Source organism: Pelagivirga sediminicola (genome assembly GCF_003072125.1).
Lineage (GTDB): Bacteria > Pseudomonadota > Alphaproteobacteria > Rhodobacterales > Rhodobacteraceae > Roseovarius > Roseovarius sediminicola.
Genome location: NZ_QCYH01000001.1, coordinates 729,081 through 744,063, shown reverse-complemented (window position 1 = coordinate 744,063; position 14,983 = coordinate 729,081). Strand labels below are relative to the sequence as shown.

At 67.7% G+C, this 14,983-nt stretch carries 15 protein-coding genes; 11 read left to right on the top strand and 4 right to left on the bottom strand.

Features of this window, described 5'->3' with window-relative positions; translation table 11 throughout:
• Positions 1-111: 111 nt before the first annotated feature.
• From DC366_RS03505 to DC366_RS03480, 6 genes are all read left to right on the top strand, one after another.
• Positions 112-1,647, top strand: a complete 1,536-nt coding sequence (locus DC366_RS03505; protein WP_108690742.1) for an ABC transporter substrate-binding protein — start codon at positions 112-114, stop codon at positions 1,645-1,647.
• Positions 1,648-1,717: 70 nt separating this feature from the next.
• A complete protein-coding gene (locus DC366_RS03500) occupies positions 1,718-2,674 on the top strand; it encodes an ABC transporter permease (RefSeq protein ID WP_108690741.1) in 957 nt (318 codons plus the stop codon).
• Positions 2,671-3,522 (top strand): ABC transporter permease, encoded by an 852-nt coding sequence (locus DC366_RS03495; protein WP_108690740.1) that lies wholly within the window; start codon positions 2,671-2,673, stop codon positions 3,520-3,522. Before DC366_RS03500 ends, DC366_RS03495 begins: the two co-directional genes overlap by 4 nt.
• Positions 3,519-4,493, top strand: coding sequence for an ABC transporter ATP-binding protein (locus tag DC366_RS03490; RefSeq protein WP_108690739.1), 975 nt, complete (start codon positions 3,519-3,521; stop codon positions 4,491-4,493). The genes DC366_RS03495 and DC366_RS03490 overlap by 4 nt, the downstream gene beginning before the upstream one ends.
• Complete coding sequence (locus tag DC366_RS03485) at positions 4,490-5,239, top strand: ABC transporter ATP-binding protein (RefSeq protein ID WP_108690738.1); 750 nt, start codon at positions 4,490-4,492, stop codon at positions 5,237-5,239. The genes DC366_RS03490 and DC366_RS03485 overlap by 4 nt, the downstream gene beginning before the upstream one ends.
• Positions 5,236-6,006 (top strand): dienelactone hydrolase family protein, encoded by a 771-nt coding sequence (locus DC366_RS03480; protein WP_108690737.1) that lies wholly within the window; start codon positions 5,236-5,238, stop codon positions 6,004-6,006. Before DC366_RS03485 ends, DC366_RS03480 begins: the two co-directional genes overlap by 4 nt.
• A gap of 21 nt (positions 6,007-6,027) precedes the next feature.
• On the opposite strand, the gene DC366_RS03475 is transcribed toward DC366_RS03480, so the two are convergent.
• On the bottom strand, positions 6,028-6,720 hold the full coding sequence (locus DC366_RS03475; protein WP_108690861.1) for a GntR family transcriptional regulator: 693 nt from the start codon (positions 6,718-6,720) through the stop codon (positions 6,028-6,030).
• 123 nt (positions 6,721-6,843) lie between these two features.
• On the opposite strand from DC366_RS03475, the gene DC366_RS03470 reads away from it, so the two are divergent.
• The 5 genes from DC366_RS03470 (at position 6,844) to DC366_RS03450 (ending at position 12,493) form a co-directional block, all read left to right on the top strand.
• Positions 6,844-8,193 (top strand): glutamine synthetase family protein, encoded by a 1,350-nt coding sequence (locus DC366_RS03470; protein WP_108690736.1) that lies wholly within the window; start codon positions 6,844-6,846, stop codon positions 8,191-8,193.
• Complete coding sequence (locus DC366_RS03465; protein ID WP_108690735.1) at positions 8,193-9,503, top strand: NAD(P)/FAD-dependent oxidoreductase; 1,311 nt, start codon at positions 8,193-8,195, stop codon at positions 9,501-9,503. The genes DC366_RS03470 and DC366_RS03465 overlap by 1 nt, the downstream gene beginning before the upstream one ends.
• 184 nt (positions 9,504-9,687) lie before the next feature.
• A complete protein-coding gene (locus DC366_RS03460; RefSeq protein WP_108690734.1) occupies positions 9,688-10,104 on the top strand; it encodes a ribbon-helix-helix domain-containing protein in 417 nt (138 codons plus the stop codon).
• Positions 10,105-10,215: 111 nt separating this feature from the next.
• Positions 10,216-11,283 carry an extracellular catalytic domain type 1 short-chain-length polyhydroxyalkanoate depolymerase gene (locus DC366_RS03455; RefSeq protein WP_108690733.1) on the top strand — a complete coding sequence of 356 codons (1,068 nt, stop codon included), beginning with the start codon at positions 10,216-10,218 and terminating at the stop codon, positions 11,281-11,283.
• A 1-nt stretch (position 11,284) separates the two neighbouring features.
• A complete protein-coding gene (locus DC366_RS03450) occupies positions 11,285-12,493 on the top strand; it encodes a C45 family autoproteolytic acyltransferase/hydrolase (protein ID WP_108690732.1) in 1,209 nt (402 codons plus the stop codon).
• Positions 12,494-12,538: 45 nt separating this feature from the next.
• Here the strand turns inward: DC366_RS03450 and DC366_RS03445 are convergent, their stop codons facing one another.
• The 3 genes from DC366_RS03445 to DC366_RS03435 are packed head-to-tail and all read right to left on the bottom strand — an operon-like array spanning position 12,539 to position 14,966.
• Positions 12,539-13,513 (bottom strand): OmpA family protein, encoded by a 975-nt coding sequence (locus tag DC366_RS03445; RefSeq protein WP_108690731.1) that lies wholly within the window; start codon positions 13,511-13,513, stop codon positions 12,539-12,541.
• Positions 13,510-14,250 (bottom strand): GNAT family N-acetyltransferase, encoded by a 741-nt coding sequence (locus DC366_RS03440; RefSeq protein WP_108690730.1) that lies wholly within the window; start codon positions 14,248-14,250, stop codon positions 13,510-13,512. The genes DC366_RS03445 and DC366_RS03440 overlap by 4 nt, the downstream gene beginning before the upstream one ends.
• The gene (locus DC366_RS03435) at positions 14,247-14,966 is read right to left on the bottom strand and encodes a competence/damage-inducible protein A (RefSeq protein WP_108690729.1); all 720 of its coding nucleotides are present in this window, start codon (positions 14,964-14,966) and stop codon (positions 14,247-14,249) included. The genes DC366_RS03440 and DC366_RS03435 overlap by 4 nt, the downstream gene beginning before the upstream one ends.
• Positions 14,967-14,983: the final 17 nt, after the last annotated feature.

The following is a 14,983-nucleotide window of genomic DNA, read 5'->3' as shown; positions in this document are numbered from 1 at the left end:
CAATGTTGCAGGAATAACCATTATTGACAGAATGTGATTTTTATAACAGCCTCGTCAACAGGTTCGTGGAAAACCACGGGAAGAGCCAAACCACCTGGGAGGAGACAGGACATGAAACGACGCAACCTGATGGGCACCGCCGCGCTGCTGGCGCTGGCCCCGCTGGCCGTGATGGCGCAGGACACAACGCTGACCTGGGGCAAGCCCGCCGAGATCACCGGCTTTGACGTGCATGTCGCGGGCACGGTCGCGTCGTGGGAGATGTACCAGATGGTCTATGAGACCTTGCTGACCACGGACGCCGATCTGGGCCTCGCCGCCGGTCTTGCCGAAAGCTGGGAACAGACATCGCCCACCACCTACACGCTGACGCTGCGCGAGGGGGCCAAGTTCTCCAACGGTCGAGCGGTGACGCCCGACGATGTGATCGGCAGCCTTGAGCGGATCAAGAACCCCGAAACGGCCAGCTACTGGTCGCCGCAGCTGGGCGATATCGCCAGCATGGAGGCCGATGGCGAGCGCGGAATCAAGGTCGAGCTGGCCAGCCCGCAGGCCACCTTCCTGCCCGCGCTGGCGCATATCACTGCCGCCATCCTGCCGATGCAGGAGCTGAAGGACGGCAGCTTTGATCCGGCCGCGCAGATGCTGGGGTCCGGCCCCTTCATGGTCGAAAGCCACAAGCAGGACGAAAGCTGGACGCTGGCGCGCAACCCGCATTACTGGCGCGAGGGTTATCCGCTGGCGGACATGCTGGAAGTGCCGATCATCCCCGACGAATCGGCGCGCATCGCCGCGCTGCGCGACGGGCGCATCGACTTTACCTCGTTCGAGAATCCCGATGCGCAGGGCATGCTGGCCAATGCCGGTAACATCAAGGTCGAGGCGCAGCAGACCACCAATTACTACCGCTTCGACGTCAACGCGCTGGACGAGGCGTCGCCCTTCCATTACAAGCGCGTGCGCCAGGCGATGAACCTTGCGCTGGACCGCGACGCGATCAACGATTTCGTATTCGGCGGCACCACCGCGCCCGATTATCCGGTGCCCGGCGCCTTCGGCAAGGAGGCCTGCCGCGATCTGGATACCTACGCGATGCCGCGCGACCAGCGGCTGGAAAAAGCGCGCGGCCTGCTGGAAGAGGCCGGCAACACGTCGCCCGAAGTGGCGCTGACGCTCAGCTCGGCCAACCCGGTGCTGGGCCGCATCGGACAGGTCGTGCAGCAAAGCCTGGGCGAGGCGGGATTCGATGTCTCGCTCGATCAGGTGCCGACGGCGGAATATCTGCAAAAGGTGTTCACCGATGGCGATTTCGATTTCTCCGCATCCTGGTTGGCCGGCTACACCGATCCCGGCATGGTCATCAAATGGTGGAACCCCGAATTCGCCGTCTGGAACGGCGTGTTCCAGGAAAACGTGCCCGAGCTGTCGCAGGCGCTCGACGATGTCGGCGCGATGCAGGACGGCGCCGAACGCGACGCCAAGCTGACCGAGATCTGCCGGATGATCGACGATGGCGCCAACCTTCTGGCGCTGGTGGGCAAGTCCGACTACCTCGCTTACCGCGACGATCAGGTGGACGTGGTTCTGGCCGAGCGGTCCGGATCGGCGAACACCTATCAGTTCATCGCCGAGTTCGAGCCCAAGTAAGACGCGTGCGGCGGGCGGCCCCCTGGCCCCCGCCGCCGCGCTGCCATCTGCTGCCATCTGCGGAGATCTGATGCGCCTTTTTCTCTACCTGCTGCCGCGCCTTGCGGCCATGATCGTGACGCTTCTGGGCGTCTCGATCCTTGTCTTCTTGTCGCTCAGAATGATCCCCGGCGGCTATGCCGACATCCTTCTGGGCCCCTTCGTCACCCCCGCCGCGCGCGAGGCGATCAGCCAGCGCTATGGGCTGGATCAGCCGATGGCGCTGCAATATCTGCGCTGGCTTGGCGCGTTGCTGCAGGGCGATTTCGGCGTGTCGATGGTCACGCGCCAGCCGGTGATTGACGAATTCATCCGCCGCGCGCCCGTCACGCTGGAGCTGGCGCTGATCGCGCTGGGGCTGGCACTGTCCGTCGGGCTGCCGCTGGGGGTGTGGTCGGGCATCCGCCAGGGCGGACGGCGCGGCGTCGACATGGCGCGGCTGGTCGGGGCGCTGGGCGCGAGCGTGCCGGATTTCGTGCTGGGCAGCGTGCTGATCTTCGTCTTTTCGGTCTGGTCGCTGTGGTTTCGCGTGGGCGGCTATGTGCCGTTCGGGCAGGATCCCGTCGGCAACCTGCAGACCATGCTTCTGCCCGCGCTGACGCTGTCGCTGTTCGGCATCGCGCTGGTGCTGCGCACCACGCGCGATGCGGTGCTGCGGGTGATGACCGAAGGCTACATCACCGCCGCCGTCGCGCGGGGCGAGCGGCCGCGCGATATCGTGCGGCTGCATATCCTGCGCAACGCGGCGATCCCGGTGGTCACGGTCGTGACGACGTATTTCGGGTTTCTTCTGGGCGGCGCCGTCGTGGTCGAGGTGCTGTTCTCGGTGCCGGGCTTCGGGCTTTATATCTTCAATGGTCTGCTGAACCGTGATTATGCGATTGTGCAGGCGGGCGTGCTGCTTGCCGCGACCGCCTTCGTCGCGATCAACATGCTGGCCGATTTCCTTTATGCGGTGATCGACCCGCGCGTGGGGGCCAGCGAATGAGAACGCTGTTAGACTGGCTGGCGCGTATCTGGCGCACCGATTTCCTGTCGGCCTTCGGGCTGGCGATGCTGGGCCTGCTGATCTTTCTCGGCATCTTCGGCCAATGGCTGCCGCTGGGGGATCCGACGCGTATCGCGGCGGGGCCGCGGCTGGGCGCGCCATCGCTGGCCTTTCCGTTCGGCACGGACGAGCTGGGCCGGTCCTTCCTGCCGCGCGTCGTGCAGGGGATCCGCGCGACATTCCTTCTGTCGGCCATCGCGGTTCTGATCTCGGCCTGCATCGGCACGGTGCTGGGCATGGCGGCTGGATATTTCGGCAAGTTCACCGATATCGCCGTGGCGCGGGGCGCTGACATCCTCTTTGCGTTTCCGGCGCTCCTGGTGGGTCTTCTGGTGGCCGCCGTGGCGGGGCCGGGGCAGTTTTCCGCCATATCGGTCATCTCGATCGCCACCTTGCCGCTGCTGATCCGCGTCGTGCGGTCCGTGACGCTGAGTGTGGCGGGGCGCGGCTTTGTCATCGCGGCGCGTGTGGCGGGGGCCTCGTGGCTGCGTATCCTGGCGGTGCATATCCTGCCCAACGTGATGGGCGCGGTCGTGGTGCAGCTGACCTATGCGCTGTCCATCGGCATGATCATCGAAAGCGCGCTCAGCTTTCTGGGGCTGGGGGTTCAACTGCCTGACGCGTCGCTCGGCTCGCTGTTGCGGCAGGGCAGCGCCTATCTGACGATCGCGCCGTGGATGGTGCTGTCGTCGGGGGCGGTGCTGTCGCTGGCGATCATGTCGGTCAACCTCGTGGGCGACGCGGTGCGCGACATGCTGGAGCCGCTGAAGGGCAGGGCGCTGACATGAGCGATATTGCAAAAGCCTCGGGCGTCGTCGTCTCCTACCGCACGTCCAGGGGCGCGCTGCGCGCGCTCGACGGTGCCGATCTGGCGGTCCGCGCGGGCGAGACATTGGCCGTCGTCGGCGAAAGCGGATCGGGCAAATCCACGCTGGGCATGGCGATGGGCCGCGTCCTGCCCGCCGAGGCCGAGCACGAGGCGGGCCGGATCGAGGTGGACGGAACCGACGTGTTCGCCGCCGGGGCCGAGACGCTGCGCGCGCTGCGCCGTGACAAGCTGGGCTTCGTGTTCCAGAACCCGATGACGGCGCTTGACCCGACCATGCGGGTGGGTCGGCAGGTGGCGCGTGCCATGCCGGGCCGCCCCGGCGACGGCGAGATCGCCGCGCAACTGACGCGCGCCGAGCTGCCGGACCCGGCGCGCGTGATGCGCGCCTATCCGCACGAACTGTCCGGCGGCATGGCGCAGCGGGTGGTGATCGCCATCGCGATCGCCCGCTCGCCCAGATTGCTGATCGCGGACGAGCCGACGGCATCGCTGGATGCGTCGATCCGCGAAAAGGTGATGGCCACGCTGCGCCGCCTGCGGGATGAATCCGGTGCAAGCCTGCTGGTGCTGAGCCATGATCTGCGCCTGATGGCGCGCCATGCGGATCGCGTGGCGGTCATGTATGGCGGCCGCGTTGTCGAGATCGGCCCCAGCGCGCAGGTGCTGGAGCACCCCGCGCACCCCTACACCCGCGCGCTGCTGGCCGCGGCGTCGGGCAGCGAGCAACCGGGCGAACGGCTGGAGCCGATTGCCGGCACGCCGCCCACGTTGATGGGCCGGTGCGAGGCGTGCTCCTTTGCGCCGCGCTGCGCCTTTTCGCGCGACAAATGCAGCAAAGTCCGGCCCGAGCCGCGCAAGGTGGCGGGCCGCGAGGTGATCTGCCATTTCGCCGAAGAGGTGCTGGAGAGCAGCAAGGAGGCGCCGCAATGAGTGCTGTCATATCCCTCGACAATGTCGGCGTCACGTTCCGCAGCCGCCTGATCGGCGGCGATACGGTCGAGGCGGTGCGGGGCGTCACGCTGGATATCGCGCCGGGCGAGACGCTGGGCCTTGTCGGGGAAAGCGGATCGGGCAAGACGACGCTGGGGCGCGTGTGCCTTGGCCTTTTGCGGCCCACCAGCGGCGAGATGCGGATGCAGGGCGCGCCCTTCGGCAAGCTGCGCCAGCGGCGCGGCCAGTTGTCGGTGGTCCTGCAGCATCCCGAATGGGCGCTGAACCCGCGCCTGCGCTGCGTCGCGTCGGTGGCCGAGCCTTTGCGCGTTCTGGGCGAGGGGCGCAGCACGCGCAACGATGCGGTCGCGCGCATGCTGGAGCAGGTCGGGCTGAGCGCGGATTTCGCCAGCCGCTATCCTGGCCAGCTGTCGGGCGGGCAGCGCCAGAGGGTCGCCATCGCCCGCGCGCTGATCACCGAGCCGCGCTTCATCCTGTTTGACGAGGCCGTCAGCGCGCTGGACGTCTCGGTGCAGACGCAAGTGCTGAACCTGATCCGCGATCTGCAACAGGATCACGGGTTTGCCGCGCTCTTCATCTCGCATGACATGGCCGCGACGCGCTATGTGTCGAACCGGATCGCGGTGATGCTGAAAGGCGAGATTGTCGAGCTGTCGCCCGCGCGCGATTTCTACGGCACGCCGTCCCATCCCTATAGCCGCGCACTGATGGAGGCGGTGGCATGAGGGCTGCGATCGTCGCCCTCTTTCTGGCGCTCCTTGCGCCCGCCGCGCGGGCCGATAATGCCGAGCTGGCGCGCACGTGGCAGGGCGCGCGGGTCTGGCTGCCCGGAACGGTTCAGGATACGCGCGTTGCGGCGCTGCCGGACAGTCCGGCGCCGCGCGCCGTGGTGCTCTATGCGCATGGCTGCAATGGCCTGAGCCGGATCACCACCGTCACGGCCCGGTTTCTGGCGGGCGCGGGGTATCTCGTGGTGGCGCCCGACAGCTTTGCGCGCGCGGACAAACCCGTCAGTTGCGACGCGTCACAGGCCCGCGGCGGGCTGCACCGCGCGGTGCTGGGCTGGCGGCAGGCCGAGATGCGCCACGCCTTGAGCCAGCTGCGCGGGATCGAGGCGCTAAAGGATGCGCCGATCATCCTGATGGGCCATTCCGAAGGCGCGATCACCGCTGCCACGCTGATGGCGCCGGACATCGCCATGCGCATCATCGAAGGCTGGACCTGTCATTCCGGCTGGCCGGAATACTGGGGCCTCAAGGCGCCCGAGGGTCAGCCCGTGCTGGCGCTGGTCGGCGAGAATGATCCGTGGTTCCGCCTGCCGGTGCTGCGCGGCGATTGCGGCGCGTTCATGCAAGGCGGCGCACAGGTCTCGCAGGTCTACCGGGCGCCGGATTATCTGGCGGGCAAACACTGGCTGAGCACGGACAAGGACGTGCAGGCGCTCATTCTGGATTTCATCGCCAGTCACCTGCCGCCGCGCGAGCAGCGCTGAGCATCGGCGGGCGCCGTCCGATCACGCGGCGTCCGCCCGCGACAGCAGGCTCCGGCCCGATTTCAGCACGCCGTCCTGAATGTCATCAGTGATGGCCGCGCACAGCGCCGCCGCGTCGCGGCGCGTCAGGGCGGTCAGAATCTCCTTGTGGCGGTCCACGTGATAATGCTCGGCCAGCTTGGTGATGACCTGCCGCTGGAACGGGCCGAGTTGCAGCCAGATGCTCTCGACTATCGGCATCGACACCTGCGCCGGATTGACGGTGTAGAGCATTCGGTGAAACGTCTGGTTCAGCAATGTGAGTTGATCCAGATCGCGGCCCGGCACAAGCGCATCCATCCGGCCGTCGATCTCGGCCAGCTTGTCGATGATGATGTCGGACATGTAGGGCAGGGCGCGAGCGGCGGTGTGTGTCTCGACCGCGCAGCGCAGCGCGACCAGCTCCTCGAACCTGTCCGGCGTCATCAGCGGCACCGTCATGCGCCGGTTGTCCTTGATCTGTATCGCGTGCTCGGAACTCAGCCGCCTCACCGCCTCGCGCACGGGCGTCGGGCTGAGGTTCAGACGCTCCGCAAGGCCGCGCATGGTCAGGGACGTGCCCGGCTCGATCGCGCCCAGCATGATCGCGTTGCGCAAGCGTTCATAGACATATTCCTGCGTTGTCGCCGCAGGCGCGTGGGCGATATCGGGAATGGTGAGCGCGCTGCTGGTCATGGCGTTGCTTCCGCTGGGATTTGCCGCGATCATACCCGGAGCCGTGATTGACTCCAAGCCTCAAATGGTATTACGTTCGCGGAAATGGTATCACATTAACCCCAAAAGTATCAAAGGTGGCGCATGTCTGACAACAAGGCCGAAGCCTGGCTCGCGCAGCGCCCGGAGATCGATTCCATCTTTGCCTGCGTGTGCGATCTGAACGGCACGATGCGGGGCAAGCGTGTGCCGGTCGATCAGGTGTCGAAGGTGGTCGAGGGTGGGCTGCGCATGCCGCTGTCCATTGTGGGCATGGATATCTGGGGCGAGGATGTCGAGAACAGCGAGCTGGTTTTCGAGACGGGCGATTCCGATGGTCTGTGCGATTTCACCGGCCGCCCGCTCATGCCGATCACCTGGACCAGCCGCCCCACCGCGCTGGCGATGCTGTGGATGCGGCAGGAGGACGGCACGCCCTTTCCGGGCGATCCGCGCCGCGCCCTCGCGCGGGTGGCCGAGCAATACAAGAAGCGCGGTCTGACGCCGGTGGTGGCGACCGAACTGGAATTCTACCTTGTCGATCCCTCGGAGGATCATCCGCAGGCGCCATGCTCGCCCGTGACCGGCAAGCGGCTGGATTCCGACGGGGCGCTGTCGCTGGACGAGCTGCAGCATTTCGATGAATTCCTGAACGAGGTCTATGATGCCTGCGAATTGCAGGGCATCCCCGCCGACGCCGCGATTTCGGAAAACGGCGCGGGCCAGTTCGAGATTAACATGCGCCATGTCGCCGATCCGCTGCGCGCCGCCGACGATGCGGTGCTGTTCAAACGGCTGGTGCGCGGCATCGCGCGCAAGCACGGGTTCGCCGCGACGTTCATGGCCAAGCCCTACGGCGATCTGTCCGGCAGCGGCTTTCACGTGCATTTCTCGCTGGTCGATGAGGATGGCGTCAACGTCTTCGACAATGGCGGCGACGAGGGCACGCCGCTGATGCTGAACGCCGTGGCCGGATTGCTGGCAACGATGCAGCAGAACACGCTGACCTTCGCGCCGCATGAGAATTCCTATCGGCGCCTGCTGCCTGGCGCCCATGCGCCGACCAATGTCGCCTGGGGCTATGAGAACCGCACCGCGGCCATCCGCATCCCCGGCGGCGCGCCCAAGGCGCGGCGGATCGAGCACCGCGTCGCGGGCGCCGATGCCAACCCCTATCTGGTGCTGGCCAGCATCCTCGGCGGCGCGCTTCTGGGGATCGAACGCGACATGCAGCCCGCCGCGCCCATCACCGGCGACGCCTATTCGATGAAGCTGGACAACCTGCCGCTGGACTGGGCGACCGCCATCGACGCGTTCCGCAAGGGGCCGGACGTGCCCGAGATCTTTTCGCGGCGCCTGCAGACGATGCTGGTCGAATGCAAGATGCAGGAGTTGCGCAAATTCGCGCGGCATGTGACCAATTTCGAATATGACAGCTATCTGGAGGTCGTGTGATGACCACGCCGAAGAATTCCTATGCCGGCGACGGCAGCCACACCGGCAGCTATTACGCGGCCTCCGCCAACCCCGCGCCCGAGCGTCCGGCGCTGAGCGGCGACCATGACATCGACATCTGCATCGTCGGCGCCGGGTATAGCGGGCTGTCCACTGGCCTGCATCTGGCCGAGAAGGGCTACAAGGTCGCCATCATCGAGGGCGCGCAGGTGGGCTGGGGCGCGTCGGGGCGCAATGGCGGTCAGATCGTCAACGGGCTCAATGCCAGCCTGCAGACGATCAGGAAACGCTATGGTCAGGATACCGCCACCTTCGTCGCGGGTCTCGTGCAGGAGGGCGGCGAGATCATCCGCGAGCGCATCAAGACCTATGACATCCAGTGCGATCTGAAGGATGGCAACGTCTTTGCCGGCCTCACCAGCGCCCATATGCGCGAGCTGGAAGAGCGGATGCAGCTTTGGGCGAGCTACGGCATCACGAACCAGCAGATGCTGACCAAGGCCGAGCTGCGCGAGCACGTCAATTCCGACCTTTATTCAGGCGGCCTGATCGACCATTCGGGCGGGCACATGCACCCGCTGAACCTCGCCCTTGGCGAGGCGGCGGCGTTCGAACAGAACGGCGGCACCATCTACGAGATGTCGCCGGTCACAAGCGTTGATCACAAGGCCGCGCGCCCCGTCGTGCACACGGCGAACGGCTCGATAACCTGCAAGACGCTGGTGCTGTGTGGCAACGCCTATCTGGGCCATGTCGTGCCGGCACTGGCCGCGCGGGTGATGCCCGTCTCGACGCAGGTGATGGCGACCGAGCCCTTGGGCGAGGCGCGCGCGCGGGATCTGATCCCGACCGATGTCTGCGTCGAGGATATCCGCTATATCCTGGATTATTACCGCCTGTCCGGCGACAACCGGATGCTGTTCGGCGGCGGCACCGTCTATGGCGGCGCCGATCCCAGCGACATCAAGGCCAAGCTGCAGCGCAACATGGACAAGGTGTTCCCGCAACTGAAGGGCGTGAAGATCGACTATGCCTGGAGCGGCAACTTCGCCCTGTCGTTCAGCCGCGTGCCGCAGATGGGCCGGATCGGCGACAACACCTATTTCGCGCATGGCTACAGCGGCCACGGCGTCACCGGATCGCACACCTTCGGGCGGATCCTGTCCGAGGCGATAGACGGCGATCTGACCCGCTTTGACGTGTTCGAGAACGTGCCATGGTTCCCGTTCCCCGGCGGCCGCACGTTCCGCGTGCCCTATTCGGTCATGGGATCCTGGTGGTACGGCCTGCGCGACAGGCTGGGCGTCTAGCGCCCCCGCGCATTCCTGTTCACCGCTTCACATACTGAAACTCTGTCGTCAGGCAGGCGGCATGGCTGGCCCATGCCCGCCCTGCGCGTGCGCTTGACGTAACGTCGCGCAGGTAAAACGGCGCATTTGTCTTGCGCCGCGCTGTGTGGACTCCATATACCATCCACATGGATGGAGAAACAGCATGAGCAATGTCAGACAATTGCGCGACAAGGCGCCCGATAGCGAAAAGATAACAATCAACCTGGGATATGTGGACCTCGGCCGTATCGATCTGCTGGTGCAGGAGGGGTTCTATTCGAACCGCAGCGATTTCATTCGCACCGCGATCCGCAGCCAGTTGAACGGCCATGTCGATCATGTCGCGCGCACGATCGAGCGGCACACGATGGAACTGGGGCTGCGCGACTATACCAGCGCCGATCTGGAGGCGCTGCGCGCGGCCGGTGAGGTGCTGCATGTCAAGGTGGTGGGCCTTGCGCGGATCGCGTCGGACGTCATGCCGGAACTGGCGCGCGAGACCATCGGCTCCATCACCGTGCTGGGCGCATTGCAGGCCAGCGCCGAGATCAAGGCGGCACTCGCCGACCGTATCCACTGAAGCGTTTCGCCTTTGACCTGAGACATCAGATCAGGGCGACCCGCTTTAGGACACACGACTTAGGACCCACGGCGCTCGAATGTCTTGAGCGTTTCACAAGGATTGAAAACAATGATGAACTTCAACGTCGGCGCACCGCGCCGGGCGAATGATGACGCACGCCAATCGCGCATCGACGCCGCAAACGATCTGGTCCAGCGCACGCTGGCGCAGCACGGGCTGACCGCGCCCGCAATGGACAGGCTGCCGGGGGGGATGCCCAGCGGTCTGCCCAGCGGTCTGCCGGGCGGCTTGACCGCGCCGCCGCGTCGGCCTGCTGCCAACGTGCCGGTCCCGAAAGGGGCGCAGTTTCTGCAAGGCACGCACAGCTCCGCCGCGGGCGCGCGCAGCTTTCGCACCTATGTGCCGGCCTCGGCCGCGCAGGGCGTGCAGGGCGCGGTGACGATGCTGCATGGCTGCACCCAGACGGCCGAGGATTTCGCCATCGGCACCGGCATGAACGCGCTGGCCGAGGCGCATCGCCTGATCGTGATCTACCCGCAGCAATCGCGCGGCGACAACGCGCAATCGTGCTGGAACTGGTTCAGCGCGGGCGATCAGCGACGCGGACGCGGCGAGCCTGAAATCCTTGCCGGTCTGACCCAAAGCGTTCTGGACGAGCATGCCATCGCTCCAGAGTGCAGCTTCGTGGCCGGGCTGTCGGCGGGTGCGGCGATGGCGGTGATCCTTGGCGCGGCCTATGGCGACACCTTCGCCGCCGTGGGCGCCCATTCGGGCCTGCCGCTGGGCGCCGCGCGCGATGTGCCCTCGGCCTTTGCCGCGATGGCCGGAAACGGGCCCGAGCCGGGCAGCGCAGGCGCGGCCGCGCGCACCATTATCTTTCACGGCGCCGCCGACAGCACCGTGCATCCGATGAACGGCGTGCGCATCGCGCAGCAGGCGCTGGCATCCGGCGCGCGCCAGACCATCGACGAAGAGGCGCGCGGCACCCGTGCCGGGCGCGGCTATACCCGCCGGATCGTCACCGCGGGCGGCGCGCCGCAGCTGGAACACTGGACCATCGATGGCCTTGGCCACGCGTGGTCGGGCGGCCAGCCCGGCGGCAGCTATACCGATGCGCGCGGCCCCGATGCCAGCGCCGAGATGATCCGCTTTTTCCTCAATCACAAGGACCTGTGACATGACCAATCTGACACTCACCTTCGACGCCGTGAACGAGGCCGCGCCCGGCCCGAAATGGGCGGCGCGCTGGCGCCGCTGCTGGCCCGATTACGAGGCGTGGTTCATCGCCAATGGCGGCGATGCCGGTCCCTCCCTGGCCGAATGCAAGGCGGCGCTGCGCCGTTACATGCCGGAACTCGCGCCGGTCCATGCCCGCCTGAGCGTGCTGGCCGGCGGATCGGACCGCGCGGCGCGCTTTCTCAGCACATGGTGCCCGCCGACCTATCTGGGCGGCTGCTCGCTGGCCGCGGCGGCGCAGGGCGGCGATGTGCGGCTGGTGCGCAACTATGATCTTGCGCCGGAGCTGAACGAGGGGCTGCTGCTGCGCAGCGAATGGTCCGGGCGCGCGGTGATGGGCATGTCCGAATTCCTTTGGGGCCTGTCGGACGGCATCAATGACGCAGGGCTAGCCGTCGCGCTGGCCTATGGCGGGCGCGCCGAGACGGGCCAGGGCTTTGGCATCACCACCGTCCTGCGTTACGTGCTGGAGACCTGCGAGACCGTGGACGAGGCGCTGAAAGCGCTGCACCGCGTGCCGTCGCACATGGCCTATAACCTGGTGCTGGCCGACGCGTCAGGCCGCACCGAAGGGGTCGAGATCCTGCCCGGCGGCGGCGCCCGCGTAACGCCGCGCGCCATCGCCACCAATCATCAAAGCGGCCCCGAGAAGGCGGCACTTCCCGCCTTCACCCGCACCCACGAGCGGCACGCGCACCTGTCGCGGCTGAAGGTCGCGCCGGATGCGCTGAACGCGCAATTCCTCAAGGCGCCGCTGCTGCAGGACCGCTATGCGCAGGGCTTCGGCACGCTCTTCACGGCCGAATACGATCCTGTCGCGCTGACGCTTGGCCTCACGATCAACGGCGCGCGCTGGGATCAGACGCTGCATGACTTCGCCGAAGGGCAAAGGGTTGCCGATTACGCCGGTGCGCAGACCGTGCAGATCGCGGCGCAGCCCTGGGCGGCCGGTGCAGACGCCGTGCCTGCCGCGGAGGTTCACTGGGCCGCCTGGGCCGCGGTGGATTGGGCCGCCGTCGGGCGCGACTATGCTGCCGGGCGGGGCCGCGCAATCCACAGCTACCTTCCCGGGCCGGGGGCGCAGGACGCCATCCCGGCGTGGCAGATAGCGGCCACATCGGCACGTCAATGCGGCTGCCCCCGCAGGTAATGCACCCGCCCGCCCGGAATATGCTGGGCGGGCGCCCCCGCGCGCTCAGCCGCCGCTCAGCAACACCGCCTCGACCCGGCGGTTCGTCTCGCGGCCCGGCTCGGTCGTGTTGGGCGCGATGGGCGACAGGTAGGCGATGCCGTCCGCCTCAAGCTGCGCCGCGGGCACGCCATGCGCGCCCATCAGGCGCTGCATCACCGCCTCGGCCCGGCGCCGCGACAGCGCCAGGTTGGCATCCAGCCCGCCCACCGTATCGGTATGTCCGACCAGCGCGATCCGGCGCGTCTTGTCCGCCTTCAGGAACGCCGCCAGCGCGGTGAGCGACGCATAGGGGCCGGGGCCGAGCGTATCGGCGGCGGTGGCGAAATCCAGATCGCGCAGCACCGCATGGCCCCGCTGCGTCAGCGATTGCACGATCGGCGCGCCGGACGGGGCCGGCGCGCCGGCCACACCGCCCGGCGCCGCGTTTGCGCCGGTCGCAAGAGGCGGCGCCGCCGCGCGGCTTGCGGGCGTGATGCGCGTGATCTGGACATAGGCATCGCGGCCCGACCGGCTGACCAGAAGGGAGATGTAGTCATCGCCGCTCTGCGCGCCCTCTGCCGGTCGGTGCGCGGACAGGAAGCGGTAGTCGAAGAGGTCGACGAACATCTCCGGCGGCGGCAGCACCTTCAGCGCAAAGCGGAAATCGAAGCCGCCGCACGCCTCTGACGCGCAGCGAAAGAGCGGGGCAAAGCCCGCCGATTCCAGCTGCGTCTCCAGCATGTCCATGATCTGAAGCGTGGATTGCGATGCGCTGTCGATGCGCCATGCCTGCCGGGTGATGCGTCCCTCGACATCGCGGGCATCCAGACTGCCGCCCGACCACGGGCCGACGGGCAGGGCATGGCTGGCGGCCTCCTCAACCGTCTCGCGCGACATCACGGCGTTGCCGGGCAGCGCCAGATCCGCCGCCGTGACGGGGCCCGCCAGCAGCGCGGCCACCAGCGCCAGCGCGCGGCGCAGGGCGTGCGCGCCGCTCATGGCGTGGCCGCGCCGGAGGGGTGCTGGCGGTAATGATAGCGCCCGGCGGTCTGCAGCCCCAGCGAGGCGTAAAGGCCGCGCGCGCCGATATTGCCCTCGGTGCAGACCACCGCAAGATGCCGTGCGCCGCGCCCCATGGCCCAGCGGGCGGCCTCCAGCATCAGCGCGCGGGCGACGCCCTGACGGCGGAAATCCGGCCTTACCTCCAGCGCGTGCACCATCGCGGTATTTCCCTCGATCGCGGCAAACCCGGCGGCAGCAGCGCGTCCCGCCTTGCGACCGAAAAGCGCGGTCTTGTCGCCCTGCACCCGCTCCATGACCGCGACGCGTGCGGGTCCGATGCCGCCCTCGGCCCAGATCTCGCGCTGGATCGCCAGCGGCTCCCAGATGTGAAAGCTCGCCGTGGGCGAGGGGGCGTCCATTGCCAGCGCCTGCAAGGGAGCGGCATAGATCACGACCGGGTCGATCACCTCATATCCCGCGCCCGCCAGAAGCGCATCCAGCGCCTCCGCCCCCTCGTGGATCATGAAAAGGGGCGCTGCGCCGCCTGTGCGCATCGCGGCCTCGGCGTCCGGCAGATCGGCCGCGCAGACCGGCGCGGCCGCCGTCGCCGCCGAGGCCCGCTTGCCGCCGCCGCGCCCGTCGCGCAGCGTCCACGGGCCCTGCCTGCGCCGCGCGTGGGCAGGCCATGTCGCCTCCAGCACGGCCAAAAGCGTGGACGCGTCCGGCGCTGTCATTCGAACCGCTCCGCCAGATCGGCCATCGCGGCGTCCAGCGCCTCGGCGTCATGGCCGCGCGCGACGACGTTGGCGCCATGCAGGCCGCCCCGCTGAAACGGGTAGGAGCCGAAGCTCAGCTGCGGATACCGCTCCGCCAGCTCGGCCAGGGGGCCGGCGATGTCGCCCTCGCCGCGGTGCACGTCCATGCTGCGCGACAAAAGCGGCGCGCCGCCCGTCAGCGTCGGCAGGACCGAGGCGACCATCGCCTCGAAGATCGCGGGCACGCCGGCCATCACATGCACGTTGCCAAGGATGAACCCGGGCGCGGCGCTGACGGGGTTTTCGATCAGCGCGGCGCCTTCGGGAATGCGCGCCATGCGCAGCCGCGCGGCGTTCAGATCCGTGCCCGACCGCTCGTAATGCGCCGCCAGAACGGCGCGCGCATCCTCGCGCACGTCGATCGCCGCGCCCATCGCCTCCGCCACGGCATCGGCGGTGATGTCGTCATGCGTCGGCCCGATCCCGCCGCTGGTGAAGACATAGTCATAGGCCACGCTCAGCGCCTTGACCGCCCCGGCAATCGCGCCTGCATCGTCGCGCACGATGCGCACCTCGGCCAGCCCGATCCCGGCGGCGGTCAGCGCTGTGGCCAGATGGTTCGTGTTGCTGTCGCGCGTGCGCCCTGACAGGATCTCGTCGCCGATCACCAGCATGGCGGCGGTTGGGTTCGGCATGGGTGTCTCCTTGATCG

Excerpts from the sequence above, each read along its gene's own strand:
- DC366_RS03500 (WP_108690741.1), top strand. The coding sequence starts at position 1,718 with ATGCGCCTTTTTCTCTACCTGCTGCCGCGCCTTGCGGCCATGATCGTG.
- DC366_RS03470 (WP_108690736.1), top strand. The coding sequence starts at position 6,844 with ATGTCTGACAACAAGGCCGAAGCCTGGCTCGCGCAGCGCCCGGAGATC.
- DC366_RS03435 (WP_108690729.1), bottom strand. The coding sequence starts at position 14,966 with ATGCCGAACCCAACCGCCGCCATGCTGGTGATCGGCGACGAGATCCTG.
- DC366_RS03465 (WP_108690735.1), top strand. The coding sequence starts at position 8,193 with ATGACCACGCCGAAGAATTCCTATGCCGGCGACGGCAGCCACACCGGC.
- DC366_RS03450 (WP_108690732.1), top strand. The coding sequence starts at position 11,285 with ATGACCAATCTGACACTCACCTTCGACGCCGTGAACGAGGCCGCGCCC.
- DC366_RS03455 (WP_108690733.1), top strand. The coding sequence starts at position 10,216 with ATGATGAACTTCAACGTCGGCGCACCGCGCCGGGCGAATGATGACGCA.
- DC366_RS03480 (WP_108690737.1), top strand. The coding sequence starts at position 5,236 with ATGAGGGCTGCGATCGTCGCCCTCTTTCTGGCGCTCCTTGCGCCCGCC.
- DC366_RS03475 (WP_108690861.1), bottom strand. The coding sequence starts at position 6,720 with ATGACCAGCAGCGCGCTCACCATTCCCGATATCGCCCACGCGCCTGCG.
- DC366_RS03440 (WP_108690730.1), bottom strand. The coding sequence starts at position 14,250 with ATGACAGCGCCGGACGCGTCCACGCTTTTGGCCGTGCTGGAGGCGACA.
- DC366_RS03490 (WP_108690739.1), top strand. The coding sequence starts at position 3,519 with ATGAGCGATATTGCAAAAGCCTCGGGCGTCGTCGTCTCCTACCGCACG.
- DC366_RS03460 (WP_108690734.1), top strand. The coding sequence starts at position 9,688 with ATGAGCAATGTCAGACAATTGCGCGACAAGGCGCCCGATAGCGAAAAG.
- DC366_RS03495 (WP_108690740.1), top strand. The coding sequence starts at position 2,671 with ATGAGAACGCTGTTAGACTGGCTGGCGCGTATCTGGCGCACCGATTTC.
- DC366_RS03505 (WP_108690742.1), top strand. The coding sequence starts at position 112 with ATGAAACGACGCAACCTGATGGGCACCGCCGCGCTGCTGGCGCTGGCC.
- DC366_RS03485 (WP_108690738.1), top strand. The coding sequence starts at position 4,490 with ATGAGTGCTGTCATATCCCTCGACAATGTCGGCGTCACGTTCCGCAGC.
- DC366_RS03445 (WP_108690731.1), bottom strand. The coding sequence starts at position 13,513 with ATGAGCGGCGCGCACGCCCTGCGCCGCGCGCTGGCGCTGGTGGCCGCG.